The organism is Mesorhizobium sp. P2_B5, from assembly GCF_056404775.1.
The window spans coordinates 97,913-124,374 of record NZ_JBFUDJ010000004.1 but is presented as its reverse complement, the minus strand read 5'-3'; the positions used below and the strand labels follow the sequence as shown (position 1 = coordinate 124,374).

Here is a 26,462-nt window from a genome sequence, read left to right as displayed (position 1 = left end):
CCTCAACCTCAACAATGAGAGAGTGTGCAGCATGAAACATATAATCGCAGCGGCCGTTTTGATGGCGGTCAGTTCCGGAGCAGCTCTTGCCAGTGGAACTCACGCCGGAGGCCATGGAGACAAAGCCGCCACGATGCCGATCGGCAACCCTGGCGAGGCCGGCAAGGCCAAGCGGACTGTCAACATCTCCATGTCGGAGAAGGACGACGGGACGATGTTGTTCCAACCGGCTGTGCTCAAGGTGAAGAAGGGCGAGACCGTTCGCCTGAAGTTCGTCAACAAAGGCAAAATCGACCACGAATTCGTCATGGACGTCCATGAGGGGATCGTGGAGCACAAGGCGCTGATGGAGAAGTTCCCCGAGATGGAGCACGCCGATCCCAACTCGATCCGGCTGGCGCCCGGCGCCAGAGGCGAGATCATCTGGACGTTCGCCAATGCCGGTGAATTCGGTTTCGCCTGCCTGGTCCCGGGTCACTACGATTCCGGCATGAAGGGCGATATCAGCGTCGCCAACTGATCCACCAAAACGCAAAGGAAGCAACAATGACATTATTGGTAAAAGTACTCTCGATGCTCGCGCTCTTGTTCGCCATCGGTGGGAGCGCGCTTGCGCAGGAATACGTGAAGGGCGAAGTCATCAAGGTCGACGCCAAACAGAAAAAGCTGACGATCAAACATGAACCGCTGACAAATCTCGATATGCCCGCGATGACGATGGTGTTCGTCGTCGCGGAGCCGAGCCTGCTCGAGAAGGTCAAATCGGGTCAGGCGATCGAGTTTACAGCCGACCGCGTCAACGGACGCATCACGGTCACGGAAATCAAGTAGGCGAGGTGCGTGGGTGGCGGGCCCTCGGAAAACGTCGGCCCGCCACCGCGAGTTCCGCTAAGAAGCCATGCCGCACTGTCGACTGCGGCACGATCGTTCCGTCGGGACAATCGATGACCTTGTGGTTCTCGGAACCGAGAACGCGGTCCCGCCGATAGCTTCACCTAGGGAATCGAGTTGAGTTCTGATGAGATTCAGCAATCGCGCTCTTACGGAGATCGATGTTCTCATTTCGGACGTCGAGCAGCGCAATGAGCTGCGCACCGCTCTTTGGCGGTTCGTGGCCCTGTTCGTGTTCGCGCTCTCTGTCGCGCTCGAACCGGATGTCGTCAATCACGAGATTCATCTTACGCTACTGAGCGCCTATGCCGCGATCACCCTTGTAGCTGTAGGTCTGGTGGTAACTAGGTTGTTCCGCCCATGGCTGAATTGGGTCTATGTCGCGGTAGACGCCTCGCTCGTCATTTATCTGACCGCCGAGCACCTCCTTGACCCCGCTTCTTCCTTGGTCGATGCGCTGGCAACGCCAAGCCTCGTGATCGCCTTCGTGCTTCTTTCACACGCGAGCATGCGCATGCGCGCGGGGCCGGTTGCCGCTTTTGCACTCATCGTCACTCTTGGCTCCTCGGCAGTCGCCCTGATGCCGGTCTGGGAGCATGGTTTTGGGGCCGTCTTCCGCCTCTCTTCAGAAGAAGTTCAGGCAGCGGGCGTTCGGCTTGCGGCTTTCACCGTCGTCGCGGCGATCCAGATCGTTCTGGTATTGGACATCCGGCGGTTGGTGCAGGAAGCGGTCGCAAGTTCGAGCGAGCGGGCTAACTTGGCCCGCTTCTTTGCTCCTGAAACGGCTGAGCGCTTGGCGACCGAGGGTGCGAGTCTCGGTCTTCGCCGTCAGGAGGCGGCAATACTGTTCGTCGATATCCGAGGCTTCACTGGACTCGCCGAGACGATGCCGCTGGAGGAGATTGCGACCCTCCTCACCGAATACAGGCGGCGGGTGACGCAAGCCATATCGGAATGTGACGGGGTCGTGGACAAATTCATCGGCGATGGTGTCATGGCTGTATTCGGCTTTCCTCTGCCGCTCTCGACCGCCGCGCTCCGAGCGTTTGAATGCGCGGTCGAGTTGTCCAACTTTCTCGATGTGTGGAGCGAGATCAGGATGCGCGACGGCGAGGAACCCCTCAATTTCGCGATCGGCGTTCATTATGGCCATGTGATCGGAGGCGTCATATCTGGAGAACATCATAGCGAATATACTGTGATCGGCGATTCGGTGAATCTGGCCGCTAGGCTTCAGGCGATGTGCAAGCTGACGGGCGCTCGCATCGTCATCTCGGACGAACTCGCCTGCAAACTGCCGCGGCATTGGAGGACGCCTGAGTGGCAAACGCTCAGGGCTGCAACCGTTCCGGGCCGAGCTGAAACCGTCGACGTCCATCTGCTACCGATGCAGGTGTCAAAGGATACAAAGTTACCATCCACGGGATCCCGATCGGAACGCTTTACGTCCGACCCATGCGCCGCAGGCCGTGCGGCCGGTCACGACGGCGATCAGGCCAGAACCTGGTCGGCCGCATCAAGGGCATAAGCCGCTGTCGTTGGTTGGAGATCAGACGATCCGGTGATCTCACGTCACGGGTTAAGACGAGGGGACCGCGCAGAATGTCATCCAGAGGCTTTCTTTCCAATCATCGTGTGTGGAACGGCTCAGAGGAAGAGCCATGGGATACTTCCGCGCGCCCACACTCACATATGCGGGATAGTTGCAGCGAACGCGTGCACGATGCTTTCCGGTGTCTTCATACCTTACAGCGCCCGTCGCGTCCGTCTCGGCCAAGCCAATGGCGACTTCAAAGTCATAGTCGCTATCATGCGAGACACTATTGTTCAGGACGCTGAGCTGGACCGACGTGGCATCTGGAAAATGGGCAGTGTAAAAAACCACTTGCTCCGCCATTGAGGGCGTAGCCACCATCACGCCGGCAAGAAATGCAATGGCGCGCATCTCCTCCTCCCGAGGATCGAAGAAGAGACTATCATCTATCGCACCGATATTCGAATCGAATCTCTGTTTCGGCAGGGGGGGCGCGCCGTGCGCGGTTTCACAAGAAGGTCATAAATCCCGGAAACACTATCGCGCGATGGCTGCCTATGCCAAAGTGCGACCAATGACGAATTGGTTCGGCTTCGGAAGGATGTTGTTGCTGCTGGTCGTATTCGGCCTGGCCTTTGCACCTTTGGGAGCTTCGCCTTCGAGTGCTGCTGTCGCCGGGTCGGCTTTTTCCATGCAGGACGACATGCCATGCTGCCCCGACGGCAAGCCAATGGTGCCGGACTGCGGCAAGGATTGCCCGCTGGCCGTTTTGTGCGTGTTGGGGGTGGTCCCGCCCCGCTTCCCGAAACGCTCTCTTTCCTTCTCCCCGGGCCGGTCGGAGACGATTTCCTGAACGGCAGAGACGTAATCCTGCCCTCGCTCGTCGGGGAACCGCCCCCGAGACCTCCCAGAGTCTGACTGGCAAATAGGCGCGTTTAGCGCCGGAACCCGTGCGGACGAATGCTGCGCGGGCCGTTCGCATGGCGTTTGTCATGCCCGCCGTGCGCAAGCGCGGAACACTGTCAGTCGGAAACATTGATCATGAAATCGAAATTTTTCCCACGCGCCGCGATGCTGGTGCTCGCGTCCTTCATCGTAGCTTTCCAGGCAGCCAAAGCAGCGCAAGAAGACTACGAATTCCAGCTCGTTAAGAACGAGATCAAAGAAGGGAACGGTGCCGTCGTCGCCGTCAGGCTCCTCGACAAGAGGACAGGCGCTCCGGTGAACAACGCCGTCGTATTCGCCACCAGAATGGACATGGCTCCGGACGGAATGGAGGCGATGACCGCGCCCGTCGAGGGGCTACCATCCGAGGAGCCCGGCATCTATCGCTTCAAGACCAACCTCATGATGGCTGGAGGCTGGCGCTTTTCCATCGCGGCGAAGGTCCAGGGCGAGACCGAAACGGTCGAGCGCCGCCTGGAATTCAAGGTCGTCCAATGAATAAGCTCGGCTCATTCCTGACCCTCGCCGTGTTGGCGGCCGGGGCGGGCGCGGGCGGATACTGGGCCGGACAGCATGATCTGTCCGTCTCGGGCGTCATGCAAATGATCGAGACGAACATCGGGCGCCCGCTCAGCGCGGAATCGATGCCGACGACTGCCGGCCCAGCTCCCTCTGGTCCCGTCATTTACTACCGCCATCCCGATGGAGATCCCGCCTATTCGTCGACGCCGAAGCGCACCGAGGACGGCCTGGATTTCGTCGCGGTCCTGGCGAGCGAAGACGTGAGCTTCGAGGGTCGCCCTGAGATGAAAGCAGGCGGCGGTGAAGCGACGGGGCCGAGCCGCCGGAAGATTCTCTACTACCGCAATCCCATGGGTCTGCCGGACACGTCTCCTGTGCCGAAGAAGGATTCCATGGGGATGGACTACATTCCCGTCTTCGAAGGCGAAGCGGATGACGGGTCGACCGTCAAGGTCTCGGCAGGAAAGCTGCAACGGACAGGTGTGAAGACAGCGCTGGCCACCAGAGGCGCGATCAAACGTCCGGTCCGGGTTCCCGGCACAGTCACGCTGGACGAGCGTCGCGTCAGCGTCGTCTCGACTCGCACAGAGGCTTTCCTTGAGGAAGTGGCTGATGTGACGACTGGAACGGCGATTGAAAAAGGCCAGCCGCTGGTGCGGTTCTACGCCAAGGAGCTCGCCGCGGCAGGCGCGCTTTATGCCGCCGACCTTAAGGGCGGCGCGCGTGGAGGCGCGGCCGCAGGCAGCCTACAGCGTCTGGAAAATCTCGGCGTTCCCGCCGAGGCTATCGCCGAGATCGAAAAGACGAGGAAGGTGCCGATCTCGGTTACGCTGATGGCACCCCGCAACGGCGTCGTCCTGGAGCGCATGGCGGTCGACGGCATGATGGCAGAGGCGGGCCAGACCCTGTTCCGGATCGCCGATGTCTCGACCCTCTGGGTGATGGCCGATGTGCCGGAATACGAGTTGAGTTCGGTTCGTATCGGGGACAAGGCGACCGTCCGCATCCGCAGCCTTCCGGGCAAGGTGTTCGAAGGCAAGGTCGGTCTGATCTACCCTGAAATCCAGGGGCAGACCCGGACCGCGAGAATTCGCATCGAACTCCCCAATCCCGACGGGCTGCTGCTTGCCAATATGTATGCCGAGGTGGAGATCGCGACGGGCGGCACTGATCCGGTCGTGACCGTGCCCGACAGCGCCGTCATCGACACGGGGGACCGCCAGGTTGTGATCGTCGACAAGGGCGAAGGCAGCTTCGAGCCGCGCAACGTGAAGATCGGCATGCGAGGCGACGGTATGGCCGAGATCATGGAGGGCCTTGCCGAAGGCGAAAAGGTCGTCGTCTCGGCCAACTTCCTGATCGATGCCGAAAGCAACCTGAAGGCCGCGCTCAGCGCGCTGACGCCTGCGGAGGCGCAGCCATGATTGCCAAGCTCATTGCCTGGTCGGCACGCAACCTCGTCCTCATCTTCGTCGGCACGGTCTTCGCGGTGGCCGCCGGAGCCTACGCGCTTAAGACGCTTCCGCTGGATGCGATTCCGGACCTCTCAGACGTCCAGGTCATCGTGTACACCGAGTATCCCGGCCAGGCGCCGCAGGTGGTCGAGGACCAGGTCACCTATCCCCTGACGACGGCAATGCTGACTGTACCGAAGTCCAAGGTTGTGCGTGGGTTCTCCTTCTTCGGCGTGTCCTTCGTCTACGTAATCTTCGAGGACGGTACGGATCCTTATTGGGCGCGCAGCCGCGTACTAGAATATCTCAACGCCGCCGCGCAGCGCCTGCCGGCTGGCGTCACGCCGGGCCTCGGTCCCGATGCGACCGGTGTCGGTTGGGTCTACCAATATGCCGTCGTCGCCAAGGACATGACCCTGGCCGAGCTGCGGTCGCTGCAGGACTGGGTGGTGCGGTATGCCGCCTCCAAGGCGGAAGGGGTCGCCGAGGTTGCGAGCGTCGGCGGCTTCGTCAAACAATACAATATCGTCGTCGATCCGTTGCGGCTTCGTGACCAGGGCATATCGCTGTCGATGGTTCGCGACGCGGTTCGCGCCAGCAATCGGGATGTCGGGGGGCGCACGCTGGAGCTTTCTGAATTCGAGTTCATGGTGCGCGGCCGCGGCTACATCAAGTCGACTGCCGATATCGAAGACATCGTCCTGAAGACGGATCAGGGTGTGCCTCTGCGCCTCAAGGACGTCGCCAAGGTCGAGATCGGCCCCGACGAACGGCGCGGCATCACCGAACTCAATGGCGAGGGCGAGGTCGCGAGCGGCATCGTCCTGCAGAGGTTCGGGGCCAATGCCCTGACCGTGATCGAGAACGTCAAGCAACGCCTGGACGACATCGCCACTAGCCTGCCAAAGGGTGCCGAGATCGTACCCGTGTATGACCGTTCGCATCTCATCGAAGCGGCGATCGAGACTTTGAAGCACACGCTCGCCGAGGAGAGCATCATCGTCGCACTGGTCTGCGTGGTGTTCCTGCTTCACCTGCGCAGCGCGCTCGTTGCCATCCTGATGCTGCCCGTCGGCATCCTGATGGCGTTCGGCGCGATGAAGGCGATCGGGCTCGGCTCCAACATCATGAGCCTCGGTGGCATCGCCATCGCCGTCGGCGCGATGATCGACGCCGCTATCGTCATGATCGAGAATGCCCATAAGCATCTGGAGCGTGCTCCGCCCGGCAAGCCGCGAGTCCAGATCCTGATCGACGCGGCAAGTGAGGTCGGCCCGGCGCTGTTCTTCAGCCTTCTCGTCATAACGGTATCATTCCTGCCCATCTTTACGCTCGAGTCACAGGAAGGCCGAATGTTCGGTCCGCTCGCCTTCACCAAGACCTTCTCCATGGCGGCCGCAGCGATCCTGTCGATCACGCTGGTGCCGGCTTTGATGGTGGTCTTCGTGCGCGGCCGGATCATCCCGGAACACAAGAACCCGATCAACCGCTTCCTGATCTGGGTCTACCGTCCCGTCATTCGCGGCGTGCTGAAGGCGAAGACGCTCACAATCGCGCTCGCGCTTGTCGTGCTTGGCGTCTCCGTCTGGCCGGTGACCCAGATCGGCTCGGAATTCATGCCGACCCTGAACGAAGGCACGCTGATGTACATGCCGACGACCCTGCCCGGGATCTCAGTCACCAAGGCGGCGGAGCTCCTGCAGATGCAGGACCGGATCATCAAGTCCTTTCCGGAGGTGGATTCGGTCTATGGCAAAGCGGGGAGGGCGATGACCGCGACCGACCCTGCTCCTACGGAGATGTTCGAAACCATCATCAATTTGAAACCAAAGGATCAGTGGCGGACTGGTGTCACCATCGACAGCCTGAAGGCCGAGATGGACAAGGCTCTGCAGTTCCCCGGTGTCTCCAACGCCTGGACCATGCCGATCCGCGCCCGCATCGACATGCTTTCGACGGGCATCCGGACGCCGGTCGGCGTCAAGGTGTTCGGCACCGATCTGACGCAGATGGAACAGATCGCCCGCAAGATCGAAGCGGCCCTCAAAACGGTTCCGGGCACATCGAGTGCCTATGCCGAGCGGGTGATCGGCGGCTACTATCTAGATATCGTCCCGGATCGCGAGGCACTCGGCCGGTACGGCCTAGCCGTCGGCGACGTCCAGGACGTCATTGCGACCGCGCTCGGTGGCGAGACCGTGACGACAACCGTCGAGGGGCGCGAGCGGTATGGCGTCAACATCCGCTACCCCCGTGATCTGCGCTCGAATCCGCAGTCGATCGCTACCGACGTAGAAGTGCCGTTGCCTGGCGGCGGCGCCATCCCGCTCGGCGAGGTGGCGAAGGTCCACCTCACGCGCGGCGCGACCTCGATCCGAACCGAGAATGGCCAACTTGCGACCTACATCTTCGTCGACATCAACGGGCGGGATCTCGGCGGCTATGTCGCCGACGCCCAGAAGGCCGTCGCGGAGACGGTGAAGCTGCCACCCGGCTATTCGGTCGCCTGGAGCGGGCAGTTCGAGTATCTGGAGCGAGCTGCGGCGCGGATGAAGATCGTCGTGCCCGTCACGCTGCTGATCATCTTCCTGCTGCTCTATCTCAACTTCCGGGCGCTCACCGAGACGTTGATCGTCATGCTGTCCTTGCCGTTTGCCCTTGTCGGCGGGATCTGGCTGATGTGGTGGCTTGGCTTCAACATGTCGGTGGCGGTGGCGGTTGGCTTCATCGCGCTCGCCGGCGTCGCTGCGGAGACTGGTGTCGTCATGCTGATCTATCTGGAGCAGGCCATGGCCGAAGTGAAGGCAGAGCGTGCCGCGTGCAAGCAGCCGTTCAACCGGGCAGATCTCTATGCGGCGATCATGCTCGGCGCGGTGGAGCGCGTCCGGCCGAAGATGATGACCGTCGTTGCCATCATGGCCGGTCTGATCCCAATCCTCTGGAGCACTGGCGCCGGTTCGGAAGTGATGCAGCGGATCGCCGTACCGATGATCGGTGGTATGATCTCATCTACGATCCTGACGCTGGTAGTCATCCCGGCGATCTACGGGTTGGTCAAGGGATGGCGGTTGCCCAGGGGCGCTGCGTCGACGACAACCGACGAGGTTGCGCTCACGGAACTCGTGAGGTTTGGACTCGCTGCCGAATGAGGGGCGCAAATCGCGTGGCGATTGCCGCACCGAGCGCTGCCATGTACTATCGGAGTGCCGGTCGTCGATGCAACGCACTCTGGGCCGGCAGGGAGGAACTACAATGTCACGTTCAATTTTTCTTGCGCTTTTCTTGTCGGTCATCCCAGCAACCGCTTTCGCGAATTCATGCCCGACCATCATGGCCGCGATCGACGCTGCGTTGCCGAGCGCGACCCTGGCGGAAGCCGATATGACCAAGGTCAAAGAACTGCGCGCCCAGGGCGAGAAATTGCACGCCGCCGGCGATCATGCAGGATCAGAGGCTGCGCTCAACGAAGCCAAGAAGATGCTCGGAATATAGTCGCGACGCACGCGGCTCTCGTGGCTGCGTGCGGCCTTCTCTGCTCGTCTCGACTTCACGCAGCACGGCGTCACCGTGGACGACATCGTAGTCATCTAGCGTTGGGGTCCGCGCCTGGCGGCCGCTAGTTAACATCGATGATCATTGTCAGCCCGCCGCCGCCCTGCTCCTCAACATTGTTGTTCGTCGTGTGATGCGGGATGTGGCAATGCAGCAGCCACTTGCCAGGCCTAAGCGCCCGCCACAGCACGTCGAACCTCTGCCAGGCCCGACATTGAGCAGTCCGAAGGGATTGTCACATCCAAAGGACATACAGTTTGGCTGGGGCGCCAGGATTCGAACCTGGGAATGTCGGTACCAAAAACCGATGCCTTACCACTTGGCGACGCCCCAGCAGGCGGGCTTTGCCCGCTGCGCGCGGCCTTATAGGACGAGCGGCACGAAAGCTCAATGCCGAGTTGGCCCTGTGCAAAACTGATCCACCGCTTGGCACGGGCGCTCGCTATTCGCCCCAGACCGCCAACTCATTGCCGGCCGGATCAGTGAAATGGAACCGCCTGCCGCCCGGAAACGAGAAGATCGGCTTGACGATCGTGCCACCGGCATTCTCGACCGCGTCGAGGGTTGCCTCCAGATCCTGCGAATAAAGCACCGGCAACGGTTTGGCCGGCGCCTCCGCGCCATCGGCCTGAAAACCGCCGTCGAGCCCTTCGCCAAAGGCCGAATAGGTCGGCCCGTAATCGGTGAACGACCACGAGAAGGCCGCGCTGTAGAACGCCTTGACGCTGTCCAGCGTTCCGCCGGTCGCAGGCAATTCCAGATAGTCGAGTTTTCCGTTGAGTTTCATCACGCTACTCCCAACTTGTTCATGATATGTTCTATATCGCGGGCGGCTGACCGGCAAGTCTTTTTGACGCAGCTTTTGCTTAATCGATTGTAGTGGCCGGGCTTGGCTGACCACGCCTTGCCTTTCGCACTGCAGCATAATAACGCTCGGGTCGGAATGCGGGGGGAACCGGGCCTTGGCCCCGGTGTTGTCTATCTTCCAAGGACTTGGAGGGCGAGCATGACCAAATGGGTCTATACCTTCGGCGATGGCGCCGCGGAGGGACGTGCGGGCGACCGCAATCTTCTCGGCGGCAAGGGCGCCAATCTGGCTGAGATGTGCAGCCTTGGCCTGCCGGTGCCGCCGGGCTTCACCCTCACCACAGAAGTCTGCAACGCCTATTACGCCAATGGCAACAGCTATCCGGCCGCGTTGAAGGCCGATGTCGTCAAAGCGCTGGACCATATCGGCACGCTGACCGGGCGCCGTTTCGGCGATCCGTCGAAATTGCTGCTGGTCTCGGTCCGCTCCGGCGCTCGCGCCTCGATGCCGGGCATGATGGATACCGTGCTCAATCTCGGCCTCAACGACGAGACGGTCGAGGCGCTGGCCACCGATTCCGGCGATGCCCGTTTTGCCTATGACAGCTATCGCCGCTTCATCCAGATGTATTCCGATGTCGTCATGGGTCTCGACCACGAAGTGTTCGAGGAAATCCTCGAGGACCAGAAGGCGAGCCTTGGCCACGAACTCGACACCGAACTGACCGCTGAGGAATGGCAGGGCGTCATTGCGCTCTACAAGGCCAAGGTCGAGGAGGAACTCGATAAGCCGTTTCCGCAGGACCCGCACGAGCAGCTTTGGGGCGCGATCGGCGCGGTGTTTTCAAGCTGGATGAACAACCGCGCCATCACCTACCGGCGCCTGCATGACATTCCGGAAAGCTGGGGCACGGCGGTCAACGTCCAGGCCATGGTGTTCGGCAACATGGGCGAGACCTCGGCCACCGGCGTCGCCTTCACCCGCAATCCCTCGACCGGCGAAAAGATGCTCTATGGCGAGTTCCTGGTGAACGCGCAGGGCGAGGATGTCGTGGCCGGCATCCGCACGCCGCAGAACATCACCGAGGCGGCGCGCATTGCCGCCGGCTCCGACAAGCCGTCGCTGCAGAAGCTGATGCCGGACGCGTTCCGCTCTTTCGTCGACATCTCCGACCGGCTGGAGCAGCACTACCGCGACATGCAGGATCTCGAATTCACCATCGAGCGTGGCAAATTGTGGATGCTGCAGACGCGCTCCGGCAAGCGCACCGCCAAGGCGGCGCTCAAGATCGCTGTCGAAATGGCGCGCGACAGGCTGATCACCACCGAAGAGGCGGTCGCTCGCATCGATCCGGCCTCGCTCGACCAGCTGTTGCATCCGACCATCGATCCGAAGGCGCCGCGCGATGTCATCGGCGTCGGCCTGCCGGCTTCTCCGGGCGCGGCGACCGGCGAGATCGTTTTCTCGTCCGCCGATGCAGAAGAACTGAACACGCAAGGGCGCAAGGCGATCCTGGTGCGCATCGAAACCAGCCCCGAAGACATTCACGGCATGCATGCTTCGGAAGGCATCCTGACCACGCGCGGCGGTATGACCAGCCACGCCGCCGTGGTGGCGCGCGGCATGGGCAAGCCTTGCGTGTCGGGCGCCGGCTCGTTGCGCGTCGACTACAAGGCCGGCACGCTGATGTCGATGGGCCAGACCTTCCGCAAGGGCGACATCATCACCATCGACGGCAGCAACGGCCAGGTGCTGAAGGGCGCGGTGTCGATGCTGCAGCCGGAACTCTCCGGCGATTTCGCCGCCATCATGGAATGGGCCGATGCGACGCGCCGCATGAAGGTGCGCACCAACGCCGAGACGCCGCTCGATGCGCGCATGGCGCGCTCCTTCGGCGCCGAAGGCATTGGTCTGTGCCGCACCGAGCACATGTTCTTCGACGGCGAGCGCATCGTCGCCATGCGCGAGATGATCCTGGCCGATACCGAGAAGGACCGCCGCACCGCCTTGGCCAAACTTTTGCCGATGCAGCGCTCGGATTTCCTCGAACTGTTCGAGATCATGGCCGGCCTGCCGGTGACGATCCGATTGCTCGATCCGCCGCTGCATGAATTCCTGCCAAAGACGGAAGCCGAAGTGGCCGAAGTCGCCGCTGCCATGAATGTCTCGCCGGACAAGCTCAGGCAGCGCACCGAGGCCTTGCACGAGTTCAACCCGATGCTCGGCCATCGCGGCTGCCGTCTCGCGGTCTCCTATCCCGAGATCGCCGAGATGCAGGCGCGCGCCATTTTCGAGGCCGCCGTCGAGGCCGGCAAGAAAGCCGGCGCGCTGGTCGTTCCCGAGATTATGGTGCCGCTGGTCGGCCTGGTGAAGGAGCTCGATTACGTCAAGGCGCGCATCGACGCCGTCGCCAAGAGCGTCATGGAAGAAACCGGCGTCAAGATCGACTATCTCACCGGCACGATGATCGAGCTTCCGCGCGCGGCGATCCGCGCCCATGTCATTGCCGAGTCGGCCGAGTTCTTCTCCTTCGGCACCAACGATCTCACCCAGACCACCTTCGGCATCTCGCGCGACGATGCGGCCTCCTTTCTCGAGACCTACCGCCAGAAGGGCATCATCGAGCAGGATCCATTCGTCTCGCTCGACATCGAGGGTGTCGGCGAACTGGTGCGCATGGCGGCCGAAAAGGGCAGGGCGACGCGGCCCGACATCAAGCTCGGCATTTGCGGCGAGCATGGCGGCGATCCGGCCTCGATCCGCTTTTGCGAAGAGGTCGGCCTCGACTATGTCTCGTGCTCGCCGTACCGCGTGCCGATTGCGAGATTGGCCGCCGCGCAGGCCGCGGTGCAGATTGCCAAGATGGTCGCGCCGCGCCCCAAAAAGAGCGCTGCGGCATCCTGATTTCGACATAGTTCTTTCCGCGTCGCGCAAATGGCCACCCCTGGGTGGCCATTTGGCGCTAAGCTTACGATTTTGTAAGCAAATTCACGCTGATGTGCGCGGCTCAGCACGCAATCCCGACATCGTTTCTGCCCAATTTCACGGTCCCCCAACCCGCCCGGTGCCGAGAAACAGATGTTGCAGATTTCGCCCAAACCCTTCCGTTCGATCCTGATCCTCCAGACCAAGTTCATCGGCGATATTGTTCTCTCCTCCACGCTCGCCAGGAACCTGCAGCTCGAATATCCCGGCGTCAGGATCGTTTTTCTCTGTGAGGCCCGCCTCGCCAGCTTCGTGACCGCGCACGGCATCGCCTCGGAGGTCGTGACCTTCCGCCGCGCGGCTATGCGCGGCACCCCGCTGGAGCGGGGGCGCGAACTCTATTCGATGATCAGCAAGCTGCGCCAATTTCGCTTCGACCTGACCATCGATCTCACCGATTCAAAGACCTCGCGCATCATCGTCAGGTTCCTCAATGCCAGGACCCGCATCGGCTACAATCCCTCGGAAAGGCCGCTGCGTTGGCACGAGCGTCAGCCCGCCAATCTGTTTGCCAGGCCGTTCGGCTTTGGCGAGCAGCACTATCTCTACCGCTATCTTTCGCCGCTCGAGCCGATTGACGTCCCTCTGCGCGTGCGCGCGCCGTCGATCCGGCCCTTGCCGCTGGAAACGGCGAGAGCCCAGGCATTGCTGGACAGACATCGTTTGCGCCCGAACGGTTTCATCGCCGTGCATGCCGGCGCGAGCTTTCACGGCCGGCGCTGGCAGCCGGAACGCTTTGCCGCGGTGATCGACACGATTGCGCGCGAGACCGGACTGGACTTTGTGCTGGTCGGCGGACCGGACGAGCGCAAGCCCGCCGAGCAGATCCTCGCTCACGCCGCGTCGCCGATCGTCAACCTCGTCGGCGCGCTGTCGCTGGAAACGCTGCTGGCGGTGTTGCAACAGGCGCGACTGTTTGTCGGCAATGAGAGCGGCCCTATGCACATGGCAGCAGCCGCCGGAACGCCGGTTGTCGGCCTGTATGGCCTGACCAGCCCGGCCGTTTGGGGGCCGGTCGGCGTGCCCAGCCTCGCTTTGCAGCCGTCCATGCCGTGCAATTGCGTCGCGGGCAGCCTGTGCAATCCGCTCGATCCCAGCAAGGCGTGCTGCGTCTGGCGCCTGGAGGTCGAACCGGTCGTCGCCGCGGTGCGCCAAGTCCTGTCGCGGACGCAAGTGGAGCTGGAACACGCCGTCTGATGGTGCGCGGCGGTCACATTGTCGGGATATCAGCTTTCTGCATGGCCGATGTCCCGATTTCCGCCTTGTTGCGGGTCTTGGGATGCGGCTATGACAGCGCCGATTCTGAAACAAAACAGGCATCCCTTGCAAAAACTGCTTTGCGCCATCGCTCTTTCGGTCTGGGCCGCGTCTGCGGCCCACGCGGCGCCGCTTGTCGAGCCGACGCTGCGCCTCAAGGCGGACGCGGGCGGCAATGTGGGCCGCGTCGCGCTCACGCTCGACGCCTGCGGCGGGCAGACCGATACGAGGATACTTTCGGCCCTGGTGGAGAACCGGATTCCGGCGACGATCTTCGTCACCGGCATCTGGCTGAAGCGCAATGCCGCCGCCGTCGAGATCATGCGCTCGCATCCCGATCTGTTCGAACTGGAAAACCATGGCGGTCATCACATCCCGGCCGTCGACACGCCGCAAAAAATCTACGGCATTCGCAGCGCCGGCAGCCCTGAAGCGGTGCAGGCCGAAGTCGAGTCGGGCGCGGCGGCACTCGCGCAGACCGGCGAGCCGGCGCCGAAATGGTTCCGCGGCGCGACCGCCGAATACAGCCCGTCGACCATCGCCATGATCCGCAAGCTCGGCTTCAAGATCGCCGGCTTTTCGATAAACGGCGATGGCGGCTCGTTGCTCGGCGCGAAGGAAACCGCCCGCCGCATTGGCGCCGCCAAGGATGGCGATGTCATCATCGCCCACATCAACCAGCCGACCCACGCGGCCGGCGAGGGCGTGGTGCAAGGCCTGCTGGCGTTGAAGGCCAAGGGGCTGACGTTCGTGCGGCTCGACGACGCCGATGGCGTCGGCAACGACGGGACCACGGATTAGATTGCGGCGGAAGGCGGTTTTCATCGCCGCCTGAGAGCCATCGCCAACATTCGGGACTCGGCCGAGGCCTATAAGCTTCGTCATATGATGACGACGCGACGAGCGTTCTGGCTAACCTTCAGGGCATGCAGCCCTCAGGCCGGCGTGGCTTCGATCGTGACCCTGTTGGCGTAAAACGCGCCGTGGTCGCGAATCTCGACCATTTCGTCGAAGGGTCGCTCATAGGCCCACATCGCGTCCTTGCCGGTTTCGCCGGCCGGCAGCACGCTCCAATAGCTGGCGTCGCCCTTGTAGGGGCAATGCGTCGACAGGACGGTTTTGCCGAGCTGCGTGAAATCGATGTCTTCGAAGGGGATGTAGAAATGCTGAGGGTAGGGCGGTTCGGACAGAAGCTTCGCCCGCGTCGATGAGGCAATCACCGTATCGCCGGCACGCACGACCACCGCGCCGCGATAAGGCTCGACGGTGATGACCTTGCCGGGATTGCTCTGGAAGCCGGGGGCGGGGTTGGCGATCTGGTCCATGCGGGGGGTCTCCTTGTCCGATTGGGAGCACGAGGGGGATTGCTTCCCATGCCCTAAAAGTGTGTGCGGAGAACCAGTTGCGCAAGGCCATCGTGACAGCCAGGCGTGCCTGGTCGGTCGTTGAAACGATCACATATATGCGAACGTCAGGCCGCGGTCTTGAACACGTCCATGAGGCCGGCATAGGCAGCGGCAATGCCGGCCACCGGATTGGTGCTTCTTGACGTGGTCTCGACCTTCAGCGCGCCGCCGCCGGTCGGCAAAGTGAGCAGCAGGAACTGGCGATTGCCGCCATCGCCGATCGATGCGGCGGCGACATGCTGGCCTTCGCCTTCGTTCTGGACGCACATTTTGAACAGCAGCGTGCCGCCGACCGCCTCAAGGGCGCCGCCGACCACCTCGACAAATTCGTCTTCGGAAACCTTTTTGGCCTCCGGCACCAGATCGGCCAGACTTGCGGCCAGTGTATCTTCAAGCTCTTTGTCGTCGAGCTGAATGTCATCCAACTGCACGTCGTCCAACTGCACGTCTTCGGCCTGGCTGTCGTCCAACGGCCTGTCGTCGAGCTGCGCGTCCATGCGAACCTCTTTCAGTCGCCTATCGCACCCCTTGCCCCGTTAACGAACGTTAACACCGACGATGGCCGGATTGTGGCGGTTTCCCTAGGGATTCGATCACTGCTTGCTTCAGCCGTTAACGGTTGGAGACTTGATGACTGGACAATCTGTCCGTTCGTCTCACAATGGAACAAAAACGGAAGAACGAGGAACCAATGGGAGGAACCAGATGCTCGGACTGATGCAGGAATGGCCGCTGCTCTGCCACAAGCTGATCGACAATGCCGAGCGGCAGCACGGGACACGAGAGATCGTGTCGCGCTCGGTCGAAGGTCCGATCGTTCGCACCACCTATGCCGAGATCCATCGCCGCGCCCTCAAGGTTGCCCAAAGGCTCGAACGCGACGGCTTTGTGCTCGGCGACCGCATCGCGACCCTGGCCTGGAACACGGCGCGCCATATCGAGGCCTGGTACGGCATCATGGGCATCGGCGCCATCTATCACACACTGAACCCGCGGCTGTTTCCCGAGCAGATCGTCTGGATCATGAACAATGCCGAGGACAAGGCGATCTTCGTCGACCTGACCTTCATGCCGCTGCTTGAAAAGATCGCCGGCGCCGTCAAATCGCTGAAAAAGGTGATCGTGCTGACCGACAAGGCGCATCTGCCTGAGACGACGCTGCCGAATGTGGTCGCCTATGAGGACTGGCTGAACGAGGCCGATGGCGACTTCGCCTGGAAGACGTTCCCTGAAAACACCGCCGCCGGCATGTGCTACACCTCCGGCACGACGGGCGACCCCAAGGGCGTGCTCTACAGCCACCGTTCGAACGTGCTGCACGCCATGATCGCCGCCATGCCCGACGCCATGGGCATCTCCGCGCGGGACACGATTCTCCCCGTCGTGCCGATGTTCCATGCCAATGCCTGGGGCCTTGGCCAGAGCGCGCCGATGATCGGCGCCAAGCTGGTCATGCCTGGCTGCAAGATGGATGGCGCCTCGATCTACGAGCTGCTCGACACCGAGAAGGTGACTTTCAGCGCCGCCGTGCCGACCGTGTGGATGATGCTGCTGCAGCATCTGGAAGAGACCGGCAAGAAGCTTCCCCATCTCAAGAAGGTCGTCATCGGTGGCTCGTCCTGTCCGCGCGCCATCACCAGGAAATTCCAAGACAATTACGGCGTCGAGGTCATCCATGCCTGGGGCATGACCGAAATGTCGCCGCTCGGCACGCTGTGCACCATGAAGCCGCAATATCAGGAGCTCGAGGGCGAGGCCCGGCTCGATGTCCAGGGCAAGCAAGGCTACCCGCCCTTCGGCGTCGAGATGAAGGTGACGGACGATGACGACAAGGAACTGCCCTGGGACGGCAAGACCTTCGGCCGGCTGAAGGTGCGCGGCCCGGCCATCGCCCGCGGCTATTATGGCGGCGTCGGCTCCGAGCAGTTCGACAAGGACGGCTGGTTCGATACCGGCGACGTCGCCCATATCGATCCGGGCGGCTATATGCAGATCACCGATAGGGCCAAGGATGTGATCAAGTCGGGCGGCGAGTGGATCTCGACCATCGACCTGGAAAACCTCGCCGTCGGCCATCCCGATGTCGCCGAGGCAGCCGCTATCGGCGTCCATCACTCGAAATGGGGTGAGCGGCCCTTGCTGGTCGTGGTCGCCAAGCCGGGCAAGGAGCCGAGCAAGGCCGACATCCTGGCCTTCATGGACGGCAAGGTGGCGAAGTGGTGGATGCCCGACGACGTCGCCTTTGTCGGCGAAATCCCGCACACCGCCACCGGCAAGATCCAGAAGATCACCTTGCGCAAGCAGTTCAGCGACTACCGCCTGCCGACGGATTGATCGGAACCGTGCGATTCCTTGACCTTCAAAAACGTTAGAGCAGGGGATGTTCAATTTGAGCATCCTTTGCTCTAAGCCTCTGTGCGGGTTGTGGCGGTGCTGAAGACAATGGACGTTAACGAGCGGCAGACATCGAAGGCGGCCGGCTGGTCGCGGCGCACGGGCGCTTTTGCCCTGGTGCTGCTGCTGACCGTGCTGGCCGGCAATCATTTCGAACTGGTCGAAACGCCGGCCTTCCTGTGGGTGCTGGCGATCGTCGCCCTGCTTGCCGCGTTCGCTTTGCTGTTTGCCGGCCTCGCTCTGTCCAGGTTGTGGCATTTCGGCGGCCGTGGCGGCCGCGACCTCTCGGTCGGCGCCTTGCTGGCGCTGCTGGTGCTGACGCCCTACGGCATCGCCGCCTATTGGGCGGCGACCACGCCGCCGCTCAGGGACATCTCGACCGATCTCGACAACCCGCCGGTGCTCGACACCAGCGACCGCACCAAGGATATGAACCTGCTCGCACTGCCAACGCCGGGCGAGGCGCGCCTTCAGGCCGACGCCTATCCGCTGGTCACCGGGCGCAGCTACGATCTGCCGTTCGAAACCGTCGTCGACGCTGTCGAAACCGTGCTCGACCGCCGCGACTGGCAGCTTACCGCGCCGTATCCGGTGACGGACGGTCAGGACGAGGTGACGATATCAGCCGTGGCCCGGAGCTTCGTGGTCGGCCTGCCCGCCGACGTCGCGATCCGGGTGAGCAATGATGGCGACACCATCGTCGTCGACATGCGCTCGGCCTCCCGCTACGGCCGCTATGACCTCGGCGACAACGCAGCGCGCATCGTCGGGTTCCTCGCCGAGCTTGATCAGGAGGTGGCGGGCCAGGTGGGGGCCGCGCCGGCTGAGTGACATCCAGAGCACCTGACGGCCAATCGGAATCGCCTGGCGCCGCAAAAATGCGGATTGAGACGGCAGGCAGACTACTCGGCCGGGTCGAATTTGCCTTGCAACAAGACTGTCACGACCGGCCCAAGCGGATTGGCGATCCGGCTTTCCAGGACTTCGATGAGTTTGTGCCCGACGTCTGCCATGTCTACGGAATGAACGCCGATCTTCGCCGGCAGGAAGCGCGCCAGACGCGTGTTGTCCCGGGTGACGATGTGGACGTCGCGGCCGGGCTCAAGACCCCGCCTGCCGAGAGCGTGCAACGCTCCCAGAAGGCCCAGTTCGTTGGCGCATGCCAGGCCCGTCGGCGGATCTGATGACGCCAGCAGGCGATCGAACCAGGCTACGCTCGATTCCATCGTGAACGTGCCGTGACCGATCAGCGATTGGTCGATCGGAATACCGGCCTCGGCCATCGCCCTGCCATAGCCGGCAAGACGCATGGCGCTCGCCTGATCCTTCGCCACGAGGAGTTGAAGGGCAATACGCCGGCAGCCCTTGTCCATGAGCCGTTGCGTCGCATCGTAGGCAATCTGCTCATTGTCGATATCGACATAGGGATACGCGATGTCCAGGTCGGTTCTTCCAAACGCCACGAACGGGATGCGTTGATCCAGCAGCAGCTTGACGCGCGGATCACCCGAGACCATGCGCGTGATGATCAGGCCGTCCGCGCTGCGCGCGTCGAGCAGGCGCTGTACGCTTTCGACGGGATCGTCATCGGGCGTGGTCGAATAGATGGACAGACTGTAGCCTGCTTGCCGCGCCGCCAGCGTCATGCCTTCGATCAAGGGAAGCTTCGCCAGATCGGACAGGTAGTCGCGTGTCTCCATCGGCAGCACTGCCGTCAGCATCAGGGTTCGTCCGGTTTTGAGCGCGCGACCGTGATGATTGGGAACATACCCGACCCGCTTCGCCACTTCCTTGACGCGGGCTATGGTCGACGGCTGCACTTCCGGCCCATCCTTCAGAGCGCGCGACACCGTGGTCACCGAAAGGGAAAGTTCTGCCGCAATCTGTTTCAAATTGGCCATATCGCCCGACTTCATTTGCGAAAGCGCCGGCTGATCCTGCTGGGCATCGCAACGTTACCGGATTCGACCTGAGGGTCAAATCCAGGCCTCCAGCCTGAACGGACCTGCCGCCGTCAGCTTGACTATAGGGCGGTTTTCGGTAATCGTAACGTTACGATTAGTAAAAAAGCCTATCTTGTCGGCATTTTGATAAATCCGGAGGAGGAGAAATCATGTCCCGGTTACTACGCATTTCCCTGGCAGCGATCGCAGTCTCGGCGGCCTTGCCCGTCTATGCCCAAACAGTCACCATCACCACGGCGGGCGGCGACTATGGCAACGCCATAAAGGAGGCCATGTGGGCTCCCGCTGCAAAAGAGCTCGGCTATGATGTCCGCGAGGAGACGCAAAGCGACGGCCTGGCTGCCGTCAAGATGCAGGTAACCTCGGGTGCGGTTACGACCGACATCATCCACCTCGGCTCACCGGAAGGCGCGCAGGCGGCCGCACAGTCGCTGCTGGAGCCGCTCGACTACAAGATCATCGATCCCAACTCCGTGCCGGCCGGCGCAAAGTCCGACTACTGCTATCCGTTCGACTCCTATGGCACCGTCATGTCGTGGAACACCAAGACCTATGGCGACAATCCACCAAAGACCTGGGCGGAGTTCTGGGACGTCGCCAAATTCCCGGGCCGTCGCGCGCTGCGTGCCAATGCGCAGGACTTGATCGAGATCGCGCTGCTCTCGGATGGCGTGGCACCGGCGGACGTCTATCCCGTGCTCAGCACGCCGGAGGGTTTGGAGCGCGCCATCAAGCGGCTTGACGCGATCAAACCAAATGTCTCGGTGTGGTGGACCTCCGGAGCGCAGTCGGCGCAATTGCTGAAAGACGGCGAGGCGGATCTGGTCGTCACCTGGAATGGGCGAGCCCAGACGGTGAAGACGGATGGCGGCGCGATCGACTATACGTTCAAGGGTTCCGTCATCGGCACGGACTGCCTTGCGGTGCCGAAGGGGGCGCCGAAAAAGGAAGCTGCCATGAAGCTCATCGCGGCGATGACGCAGCCCGCACGGGTGGCGAAGCTGACCGACTTCATCGCCTATGGTCCGGTCAATCCTGCCGGCTATGAGGGTGGTCTTATCCCCAAAGATCGCCTCAAGACCCTGGCGACGGCGCCTGAAAATGCCGGCACTTCGGTGTTTTCGAACGCCGACTGGTGGGTCAAGAGCGGCGAGGCCGCCCAAAAAGCCTTCGATGAGATGATGGCCCGCTGAGTCTCAGCTCTAAGGCTGAAGCACATGATGAAGTCGCTCCCGATCACCATCGACAGCGTGCGCAAGACCTATGGATCTTACGTCGCGCTGGACGATGTCTCGCTCGACATTCAGGCTGGCGAATTCCTCACGCTGCTCGGGCCCTCCGGGTCGGGCAAGACCACGCTGCTCATGGCTCTGGCCGGTTTTGTCCGGCCCGATTCCGGTAAACTCCTGTTGGATGGTCGCGACATTACCCGCCTGGCCCCCAACAAGCGGGACATCGGCATAGTGTTCCAGAACTACGCCCTGTTTCCCCACATGAACGTTCTGGCAAATGTCGAGTATCCGTTGGTGCTGCGCAAGACGCCGAGAGCGGAGGCGCGTCAGCGGGCGCTTGACACCTTGGCCCGCGTGAAGCTGGAGGGTTTGGCGGAGCGCAACATTGCCGCATTGTCCGGCGGCCAGCGCCAGCGCGTAGCGCTGGCACGGGCAATCGTCTTCGAGCCACGCGTGATGCTGATGGACGAGCCGTTGTCGGCGCTCGACAAAAACCTGCGCGAGACCATGCAGTACGAGATCCGGCGTCTGCACGACGATCTGGGGATCACCACGATCTATGTGACGCATGACCAGCGCGAAGCACTGATCATGTCAGACCGGGTTGCGGTGATGAATTCCGGCCGCATTCAGCAGATCGACACGCCACAGCGGATCTATGATCGTCCGTCGACCCGCTTCGTCGCGGAGTTCATGGGTGAGGCCAACATTGTGGCTCCGGGCGCGGTGCGCAGAATAGACGGCACCGATGCGTCAAGCGAAGCTGTGATGATCCGCGCAGAAAGCTTCCATCTTGATGCGAAGCTCGTTGGGCGGGACGGGGTGGCGCTTGAGGGAACGCTACGCGCCAAGGCGTTTCGCGGCGAGAACTGGCTTTTGACGCTGGCGCTTGACGGCGGGCAAGAGATTCTTGTCTGCATTCCGGCGGCGCTGGCCAGTGGCTGCGCCGAGCTTGCCACCGGTCAGCGGGTGACCGCCTATGCACCAGCGGCGAAAGTTCACGCGATACCGGGAGCGAGAGCGTGACCGTCATCGCCGATCCTGCGCTCGCGGCAGACGCTCGACGCGAGCGGCGGTTCTTCCTCTCGCTTTCGCTGCCGGCGCTTTTCATCGTTGGACTGGCGGCGATACTGCCCATCCTCTGGATCATCCGGCAATCCTTCCTGACCACGGGGGGCGAATACACCGTCGGCAATTACGAGAAGGTGCTGTCGAGCGGACTGACATGGTCGGCGCTCGTCACAACCCTTGAGCTATCCCTGGGCACGCTGGCGATCTGCATTCTTCTCGGCACCCCCCTGGCGCTCGCCCTGGCCAGCGCCAGACCGAAGGTGGCCAATTTGCTGATGGCCTTCGTCATGCTGCCGTTGTGGACCTCCATTCTGGTGCGGACCTATGGTTGGCTCGTGCTCTTGCGGCGCGATGGCCTGATCAACGCGGCATTGACCGGTTCAGGCCTGACAGCGGAGCCATTGCCGCTGGTCTACAACTTCACGGGAACGCTCATCGGCATGGTTCACTACATGCTGCCGCTCTTCCTGCTGCCCGTTTATGCAGCGATGCGCGATATCGACGCAAACCTCATTCGCGCGTCGGCGAGCATGGGCGCTACCCTCGGGCAAGCGATCCGCAGGGTCATTCTGCCGCTTTCTGCCGGCGGCATCTTCTCGGGTTCGATGATCGTCTTCATCTACACCATAGGTTTCTTCATAACGCCGGCGGTGCTTGGCGGCGGCAAGGTAAATCCGCTCTCCATCCGGATCGAGCGCACGCTATCGACCTTTCAGGATTGGGGGTCGGCGAGCGTCTTGGGTATTCTGTTGCTCGTTCTCATGGCGCTGATCGGCATGATGTTCCTGGCGGCGCGGCGACTGATGGCGCGCAACAATGTCGGCGCGACCGATGCTTGAAGCCTATCCGGACAACAGGCTGGCCCGTATCCTTCTGTGGAGCTTCTGCGCGCTCGTAATGATTTTCCTGATGCTGCCGACGCTCGTCGTCGTCCCGCTCTCCTTTTCGGCATCCAATCTTCTCGAGTTCCCGCCGCACGCATACTCGTTGCGCTGGTACGAGACGTTCTTCGGCTCGGCGACATGGATGGCCGCGCTCAGGACGAGCCTGATCCTGGGGACATTGACGGCGACGGTCGCGGTGCCGCTGGGGCTGCTGGCCTGCATCTCGATGAACAGGCTCGGCGGAAAGGCCGCCCTGACCATTCAGGGCGTTCTGCTCACCCCGTCCATCGTGCCGGGCATCCTGCTGGCGATCGGTCTGTTCTTTGTTCTGGCGGCGCAACGTCTGGTCGGAACGCTGTTCGGCGTGCTGGTTGGACACGTGGTGCTGGCCATCCCGGTCGCGTGCATTGTGTTGCTGCCGGCACTGATCCGCTTTGACTGGAACCAGGTTCAGGCGGCGCGCAGCCTGGGCGCAAACTGGGCAAAAGCCATTGGCGGCATAATTGTCCCGCAACTCCGGATCAGTCTGTTGTCGGCCACGCTGATGGCCTTCCTGACCTCGCTCGACGAGTCAGTCATTTCGATCTTCGTCGCCAGCGGTCAAAACAGCACGCTGCCGAAGCTCATGTTCCTGTCGCTGCGCGATCAGATCGATCCAACGATTGCGGCGATCTCGACATTGTGGACGGCCATCGTCGTGGTCGCCGTCCTGATCGTGACCCTTCGCGAAAAATCCTGACCGAGACTGGAAACATGCCCACAAATCATCGCGCAGCCGGTGCTCCGGCGGATCAATCATCCGACATACCCCAAGTCGGGTTGGCGATCATCACCGGGTCGGCAAACTGGGGGCTTGCCTTCCCGGAAGATGTCGAATTCGAGGGCGTGCGGACCTTGGGGCGGGACATGAGTTTTGAAACGCCTTTCGGTCGCACCGACAACTGGAAGCTGCTCGAGTTCGATGCGTCGATTACTGCCGAAGGCAAAGCGAAACGTGCCTTGTGCATGTATTCGCACGGCAATCCCCGCGACCATATCGACCATTCCTGCCATCGCCGCGCGTTCTGGGTATTGATGAACGCGGGTGTACGGCAAGTGCTGTCCTGCTCGACCATCGGCGCCGTCAACAAGGCGATCAAGCCCGGCGACATGGTGGTGAATGCCGATATCATCGAACTGACGCAGACACCGTTTTCGCTGCTTCCCGGCCGCCAGAGCTTCGATTGCTCGGGCAAGCAGATTGTCTGCCCAAGATGTGCGGCAGTTCTGGTCGAAACCGCCCGCCGTCATTGGCCGGCCGAATGCCGCGTTCATGGCATCGAACAGCAGCTGGTCGCTGCCCACTGTTACGGGCCGCGGCTGACCACACCGGCCGAAGCCCTGGCGTTTCGAAACATGGGGGCGGATGTGCTCAACCATTCGATCGCGCCAGAGGCGACCTTGTCGCGCGAGATCGGTGCATGCTTCGTGCCCTTGGCATTCGTAACCGCTGGATTCAACGACTATATGGACCGCAATCGCCAGAAATTGCTGCAGGATGACGTGTTGCCGAGCCTCTCCATGACAGCCTCGCGGGTCGCGCTGGAGACCGCGGCACGACTTCCGGTCAATCCGGAATGCTCTTGCCACGGTTTGAAATCGCCTCAACCGGAAGAACGTTCCAGCCGGTTTTAGCCAACCGGCGTAAAAATACCATCGATGGCCGCATCACCCTCCGTGCTGACCAGGCCGCGCGCCACCAGATCCTCGAGATGGGCAAGCACCGACAGGCCGGCGGCGCCGTGCAGGCGCGGGTCGGTGTCCCTGTAGATCGCCTTGACCATGTCTGGAATCGTTCGGTCACCGCCGCGGATCCGCTCCAGGATCGCCCGTTCGCGCATCTTGCGGTGGGTCTTCAGCCCGCGCATGAAGCTGCGCGGCGCGGTCACCGGGCCGCCATGGCCGGGCAGCAGCAGCCCGTCGCCGCGGGCGATCAATCTGCCGAGCGAGGCCATGTAGTCGGCCATCGCGCCGTCGGGCGGCGCCACGATCGAGGTCGCCCACGCCATCACATGGTCGGCTGGAAAAAGGATGCCGGTGCCTTCGAGCGCAAATGCCGCGTGATTGGCGGTGTGGCCCGGCGTCAGCACGGTTCGGATCGCCCAGCCGTCGCCCTCGATCAGCGCATCGTCGGGCAGCGCGATGTCCGGGACGAAAGCCGTGTCGGCGCTGGCGTCGAGCGGGTTGATCTCGCCGATCCGCAACGGCCGTGCCGGGCGATGCGACCCTTCGGCCAGCACCGGTGCACCAGTGTGCGCTTTCAGCCGCGCGGCCAGCGGAGAATGGTCGCGATGCGTGTGGCTGACGAAAATGTGGCTGACCGGCCGGTTTGCGATCACCTCGAGCAGCGTCTGGAAATGCGCATCGTCGTCCGGACCCGGGTCGATCACTGCCAGCGTGTCGCGGCCGATGACGTAGCTGTTGGTGCCGTGAAAGGTGAACGGACCGGGGTTTTTGGCGGTGACGCGCAGAACGTCCGGCGCCACGGTGACGCCCTGGCCATAGGCCGGATCGAACCTGGTGTCGAATTTGAGCGCCATGGCGGTGTCGTTGAGCTCCGGTCAAGGGGACGGCAAAAGCGATTGCCGCATAGCACGGAAGCCAATATAGGAAAAAGCGAGGCCGCCATCTGCGGCAATCCGGATTGGGGAAGACCATGGCACTTGCAACGACGATGCGCCCGCTTGTTTCTCTCGCTTTGCCTCAGGAGGGCGCGCTGCGCCTGGCAACCCAGCTTTTGCTGGCGATCGCCGGAACGCTGCTTTTGACCCTGTCGGCCAAGACGAAAGTCGTGCTCGGGCCGGTCGACATCTCGATGCAGACGCTGGCCGTCCTGCTGATCGCCACCGCATTTGGCCTGCGGCTTGGCGTCGCTACCTTGCTTCTCTACATGGCCGAAGGCGCCATGGGCTTCCCGGTCTTCCAGAGCACGCCTGAAAAGGGCATCGGCATCGCCTACATGATTGGCGGCACCGGTGGTTATCTCGCCGGCTTCGTCGTCATGGCTGCCATTGTCGGCTGGGCCGCCGATCGCGGCTGGGATCGCAACCCGATCAAGCTGTTCAACGCCATGCTGGTCGCCGAAATCGTCATGATGGCCATGGGCTTTGCCTGGCTGGCCACCCTGATCGGCGTTGAAAAGTCGTGGCAGTTCGGCGTCGTGCCGTTCATCGTCGGCGACCTGATCAAGGTTGCGCTCGCCGCCAGCCTGGTGCCGGCGGTATGGTCGCTGCTGCCGAAGCAGCCCTGACATCGCTTGAACGCAAATGAGCCGGCGGGCGCGAGCCCGCCGGCTTTTTGTTTTCATGCGTCCACCATGATGGCGGGAAGTCGGCTGCCAAATCGCCGTGCCGATTGCATCGCCAGCCTGTGGCCGGTCGGTCAACAGCTTGTGGTCGGTCGGTCAAATTACCACGAGGCGGCAGATGTAGGTCAATTCTGGTGCTGATCCACGGCCGAGTTTGAATTGACAAGCCTCCGCACGAAACCTAAGCACGGTCAACTTGATTTCGGGCGGGGGCCTG

25 protein-coding genes, 1 tRNA gene and 1 pseudogene are annotated in these 26,462 nt (G+C 62.3%); 19 read left to right on the top strand and 8 right to left on the bottom strand.

What is annotated here, in order from left to right:
• Positions 1-31: 31 nt before the first annotated feature.
• The 3 genes from AC1D1N_RS16205 (at position 32) to AC1D1N_RS16195 (ending at position 2,419) form a co-directional block, all read left to right on the top strand.
• Positions 32-520, top strand: a complete 489-nt coding sequence (locus AC1D1N_RS16205; RefSeq protein WP_112563968.1) for a cupredoxin family protein — start codon at positions 32-34, stop codon at positions 518-520.
• A 26-nt stretch (positions 521-546) separates the two neighbouring features.
• Entirely contained in the window at positions 547-831 is a 285-nt protein-coding gene (locus AC1D1N_RS16200) for a copper-binding protein (protein WP_112563970.1), read from the top strand.
• Positions 832-1,018: 187 nt separating this feature from the next.
• Complete coding sequence (locus tag AC1D1N_RS16195; RefSeq protein WP_477349690.1) at positions 1,019-2,419, top strand: adenylate/guanylate cyclase domain-containing protein; 1,401 nt, start codon at positions 1,019-1,021, stop codon at positions 2,417-2,419.
• 51 nt (positions 2,420-2,470) lie between these two features.
• On the opposite strand, the gene AC1D1N_RS16190 is transcribed toward AC1D1N_RS16195, so the two are convergent.
• Complete coding sequence (locus tag AC1D1N_RS16190) at positions 2,471-2,836, bottom strand: hypothetical protein (RefSeq protein WP_112564255.1); 366 nt, start codon at positions 2,834-2,836, stop codon at positions 2,471-2,473.
• Positions 2,837-2,972: 136 nt separating this feature from the next.
• Between AC1D1N_RS16190 and AC1D1N_RS16185 the strand changes: the two genes are divergently transcribed.
• The 5 genes from AC1D1N_RS16185 (at position 2,973) to AC1D1N_RS16165 (ending at position 8,838) form a co-directional block, all read left to right on the top strand.
• Positions 2,973-3,278, top strand: coding sequence for a hypothetical protein (locus tag AC1D1N_RS16185; protein ID WP_477349688.1), 306 nt, complete (start codon positions 2,973-2,975; stop codon positions 3,276-3,278).
• Positions 3,279-3,466: 188 nt separating this feature from the next.
• Positions 3,467-3,868 carry a FixH family protein gene (locus tag AC1D1N_RS16180; protein WP_477349686.1) on the top strand — a complete coding sequence of 134 codons (402 nt, stop codon included), beginning with the start codon at positions 3,467-3,469 and terminating at the stop codon, positions 3,866-3,868.
• Positions 3,865-5,316 (top strand): efflux RND transporter periplasmic adaptor subunit, encoded by a 1,452-nt coding sequence (locus AC1D1N_RS16175; RefSeq protein WP_477349684.1) that lies wholly within the window; start codon positions 3,865-3,867, stop codon positions 5,314-5,316. The genes AC1D1N_RS16180 and AC1D1N_RS16175 overlap by 4 nt, the downstream gene beginning before the upstream one ends.
• Positions 5,313-8,495 (top strand): efflux RND transporter permease subunit, encoded by a 3,183-nt coding sequence (locus tag AC1D1N_RS16170; RefSeq protein ID WP_477349682.1) that lies wholly within the window; start codon positions 5,313-5,315, stop codon positions 8,493-8,495. Before AC1D1N_RS16175 ends, AC1D1N_RS16170 begins: the two co-directional genes overlap by 4 nt.
• A gap of 67 nt (positions 8,496-8,562) precedes the next feature.
• On the top strand, positions 8,563-8,838 hold the full coding sequence (locus AC1D1N_RS16165) for a hypothetical protein (RefSeq protein ID WP_477349680.1): 276 nt from the start codon (positions 8,563-8,565) through the stop codon (positions 8,836-8,838).
• Between the two features lie 124 nt (positions 8,839-8,962).
• Here AC1D1N_RS16165 and AC1D1N_RS16160 read toward each other — a convergent pair.
• The 3 genes and pseudogenes from AC1D1N_RS16160 to AC1D1N_RS16150 all read right to left on the bottom strand — a co-directional run.
• A pseudogene (locus tag AC1D1N_RS16160) lies at positions 8,963-9,117 on the bottom strand (multicopper oxidase domain-containing protein); the annotation flags it as partial.
• A gap of 39 nt (positions 9,118-9,156) precedes the next feature.
• Positions 9,157-9,231 (bottom strand) — tRNA-Gln (locus AC1D1N_RS16155).
• A 109-nt stretch (positions 9,232-9,340) separates the two neighbouring features.
• Entirely contained in the window at positions 9,341-9,685 is a 345-nt protein-coding gene (locus AC1D1N_RS16150; protein WP_025583591.1) for a VOC family protein, read from the bottom strand.
• A 219-nt stretch (positions 9,686-9,904) separates the two neighbouring features.
• Here AC1D1N_RS16150 and ppdK point away from each other — a divergent pair, with 219 nt between their 5' ends.
• The 3 genes from ppdK (at position 9,905) to AC1D1N_RS16135 (ending at position 14,749) form a co-directional block, all read left to right on the top strand.
• Positions 9,905-12,610: a pyruvate, phosphate dikinase gene (ppdK, locus tag AC1D1N_RS16145; RefSeq protein WP_436258913.1), complete on the top strand. Its 2,706-nt coding sequence runs from the start codon at positions 9,905-9,907 to the stop codon at positions 12,608-12,610.
• A 174-nt stretch (positions 12,611-12,784) separates the two neighbouring features.
• Entirely contained in the window at positions 12,785-13,888 is a 1,104-nt protein-coding gene (locus tag AC1D1N_RS16140) for a glycosyltransferase family 9 protein (RefSeq protein ID WP_477349678.1), read from the top strand.
• Between the two features lie 90 nt (positions 13,889-13,978).
• Positions 13,979-14,749, top strand: coding sequence for a polysaccharide deacetylase family protein (locus tag AC1D1N_RS16135; RefSeq protein WP_477349676.1), 771 nt, complete (start codon positions 13,979-13,981; stop codon positions 14,747-14,749).
• A 134-nt stretch (positions 14,750-14,883) separates the two neighbouring features.
• Here the strand turns inward: AC1D1N_RS16135 and AC1D1N_RS16130 are convergent, their stop codons facing one another.
• Together AC1D1N_RS16130 and AC1D1N_RS16125 are read right to left on the bottom strand one after the other, a co-directional pair.
• Positions 14,884-15,273 (bottom strand): DUF427 domain-containing protein, encoded by a 390-nt coding sequence (locus tag AC1D1N_RS16130; protein WP_477349674.1) that lies wholly within the window; start codon positions 15,271-15,273, stop codon positions 14,884-14,886.
• Between the two features lie 146 nt (positions 15,274-15,419).
• On the bottom strand, positions 15,420-15,851 hold the full coding sequence (locus tag AC1D1N_RS16125) for a hypothetical protein (RefSeq protein ID WP_246691212.1): 432 nt from the start codon (positions 15,849-15,851) through the stop codon (positions 15,420-15,422).
• Between the two features lie 208 nt (positions 15,852-16,059).
• Between AC1D1N_RS16125 and AC1D1N_RS16120 the strand changes: the two genes are divergently transcribed.
• Together AC1D1N_RS16120 and AC1D1N_RS16115 are read left to right on the top strand one after the other, a co-directional pair.
• Entirely contained in the window at positions 16,060-17,688 is a 1,629-nt protein-coding gene (locus tag AC1D1N_RS16120) for a fatty-acid--CoA ligase (RefSeq protein ID WP_477349672.1), read from the top strand.
• 108 nt (positions 17,689-17,796) lie between these two features.
• Entirely contained in the window at positions 17,797-18,579 is a 783-nt protein-coding gene (locus AC1D1N_RS16115; protein WP_477350092.1) for a DUF1499 domain-containing protein, read from the top strand.
• Positions 18,580-18,650: 71 nt separating this feature from the next.
• Here the strand turns inward: AC1D1N_RS16115 and AC1D1N_RS16110 are convergent, their stop codons facing one another.
• Complete coding sequence (locus AC1D1N_RS16110; protein ID WP_477349670.1) at positions 18,651-19,664, bottom strand: LacI family DNA-binding transcriptional regulator; 1,014 nt, start codon at positions 19,662-19,664, stop codon at positions 18,651-18,653.
• 197 nt (positions 19,665-19,861) lie between these two features.
• Between AC1D1N_RS16110 and AC1D1N_RS16105 the strand changes: the two genes are divergently transcribed.
• The 5 genes from AC1D1N_RS16105 to AC1D1N_RS16085 are packed head-to-tail and all read left to right on the top strand — an operon-like array spanning position 19,862 to position 24,573.
• A complete protein-coding gene (locus tag AC1D1N_RS16105; protein ID WP_477349668.1) occupies positions 19,862-20,905 on the top strand; it encodes an ABC transporter substrate-binding protein in 1,044 nt (347 codons plus the stop codon).
• 27 nt (positions 20,906-20,932) lie between these two features.
• Positions 20,933-21,970 carry an ABC transporter ATP-binding protein gene (locus AC1D1N_RS16100; RefSeq protein WP_477350090.1) on the top strand — a complete coding sequence of 346 codons (1,038 nt, stop codon included), beginning with the start codon at positions 20,933-20,935 and terminating at the stop codon, positions 21,968-21,970.
• Positions 21,967-22,854, top strand: a complete 888-nt coding sequence (locus AC1D1N_RS16095; protein ID WP_477349666.1) for an ABC transporter permease — start codon at positions 21,967-21,969, stop codon at positions 22,852-22,854. The genes AC1D1N_RS16100 and AC1D1N_RS16095 overlap by 4 nt, the downstream gene beginning before the upstream one ends.
• Complete coding sequence (locus AC1D1N_RS16090) at positions 22,847-23,638, top strand: ABC transporter permease (protein WP_477349664.1); 792 nt, start codon at positions 22,847-22,849, stop codon at positions 23,636-23,638. Before AC1D1N_RS16095 ends, AC1D1N_RS16090 begins: the two co-directional genes overlap by 8 nt.
• Before the next feature lie 14 nt (positions 23,639-23,652).
• The gene (locus tag AC1D1N_RS16085) at positions 23,653-24,573 is read left to right on the top strand and encodes a phosphorylase family protein (RefSeq protein ID WP_436258921.1); all 921 of its coding nucleotides are present in this window, start codon (positions 23,653-23,655) and stop codon (positions 24,571-24,573) included.
• Here the strand turns inward: AC1D1N_RS16085 and AC1D1N_RS16080 are convergent.
• Positions 24,570-25,478, bottom strand: coding sequence for an MBL fold metallo-hydrolase (locus AC1D1N_RS16080; RefSeq protein WP_436258922.1), 909 nt, complete (start codon positions 25,476-25,478; stop codon positions 24,570-24,572). The genes AC1D1N_RS16085 and AC1D1N_RS16080 overlap by 4 nt on opposite strands.
• Positions 25,479-25,594: 116 nt before the next feature.
• On the opposite strand from AC1D1N_RS16080, the gene AC1D1N_RS16075 reads away from it, so the two are divergent.
• The gene (locus tag AC1D1N_RS16075) at positions 25,595-26,188 is read left to right on the top strand and encodes a biotin transporter BioY (protein ID WP_477349662.1); all 594 of its coding nucleotides are present in this window, start codon (positions 25,595-25,597) and stop codon (positions 26,186-26,188) included.
• Positions 26,189-26,462: the final 274 nt, after the last annotated feature.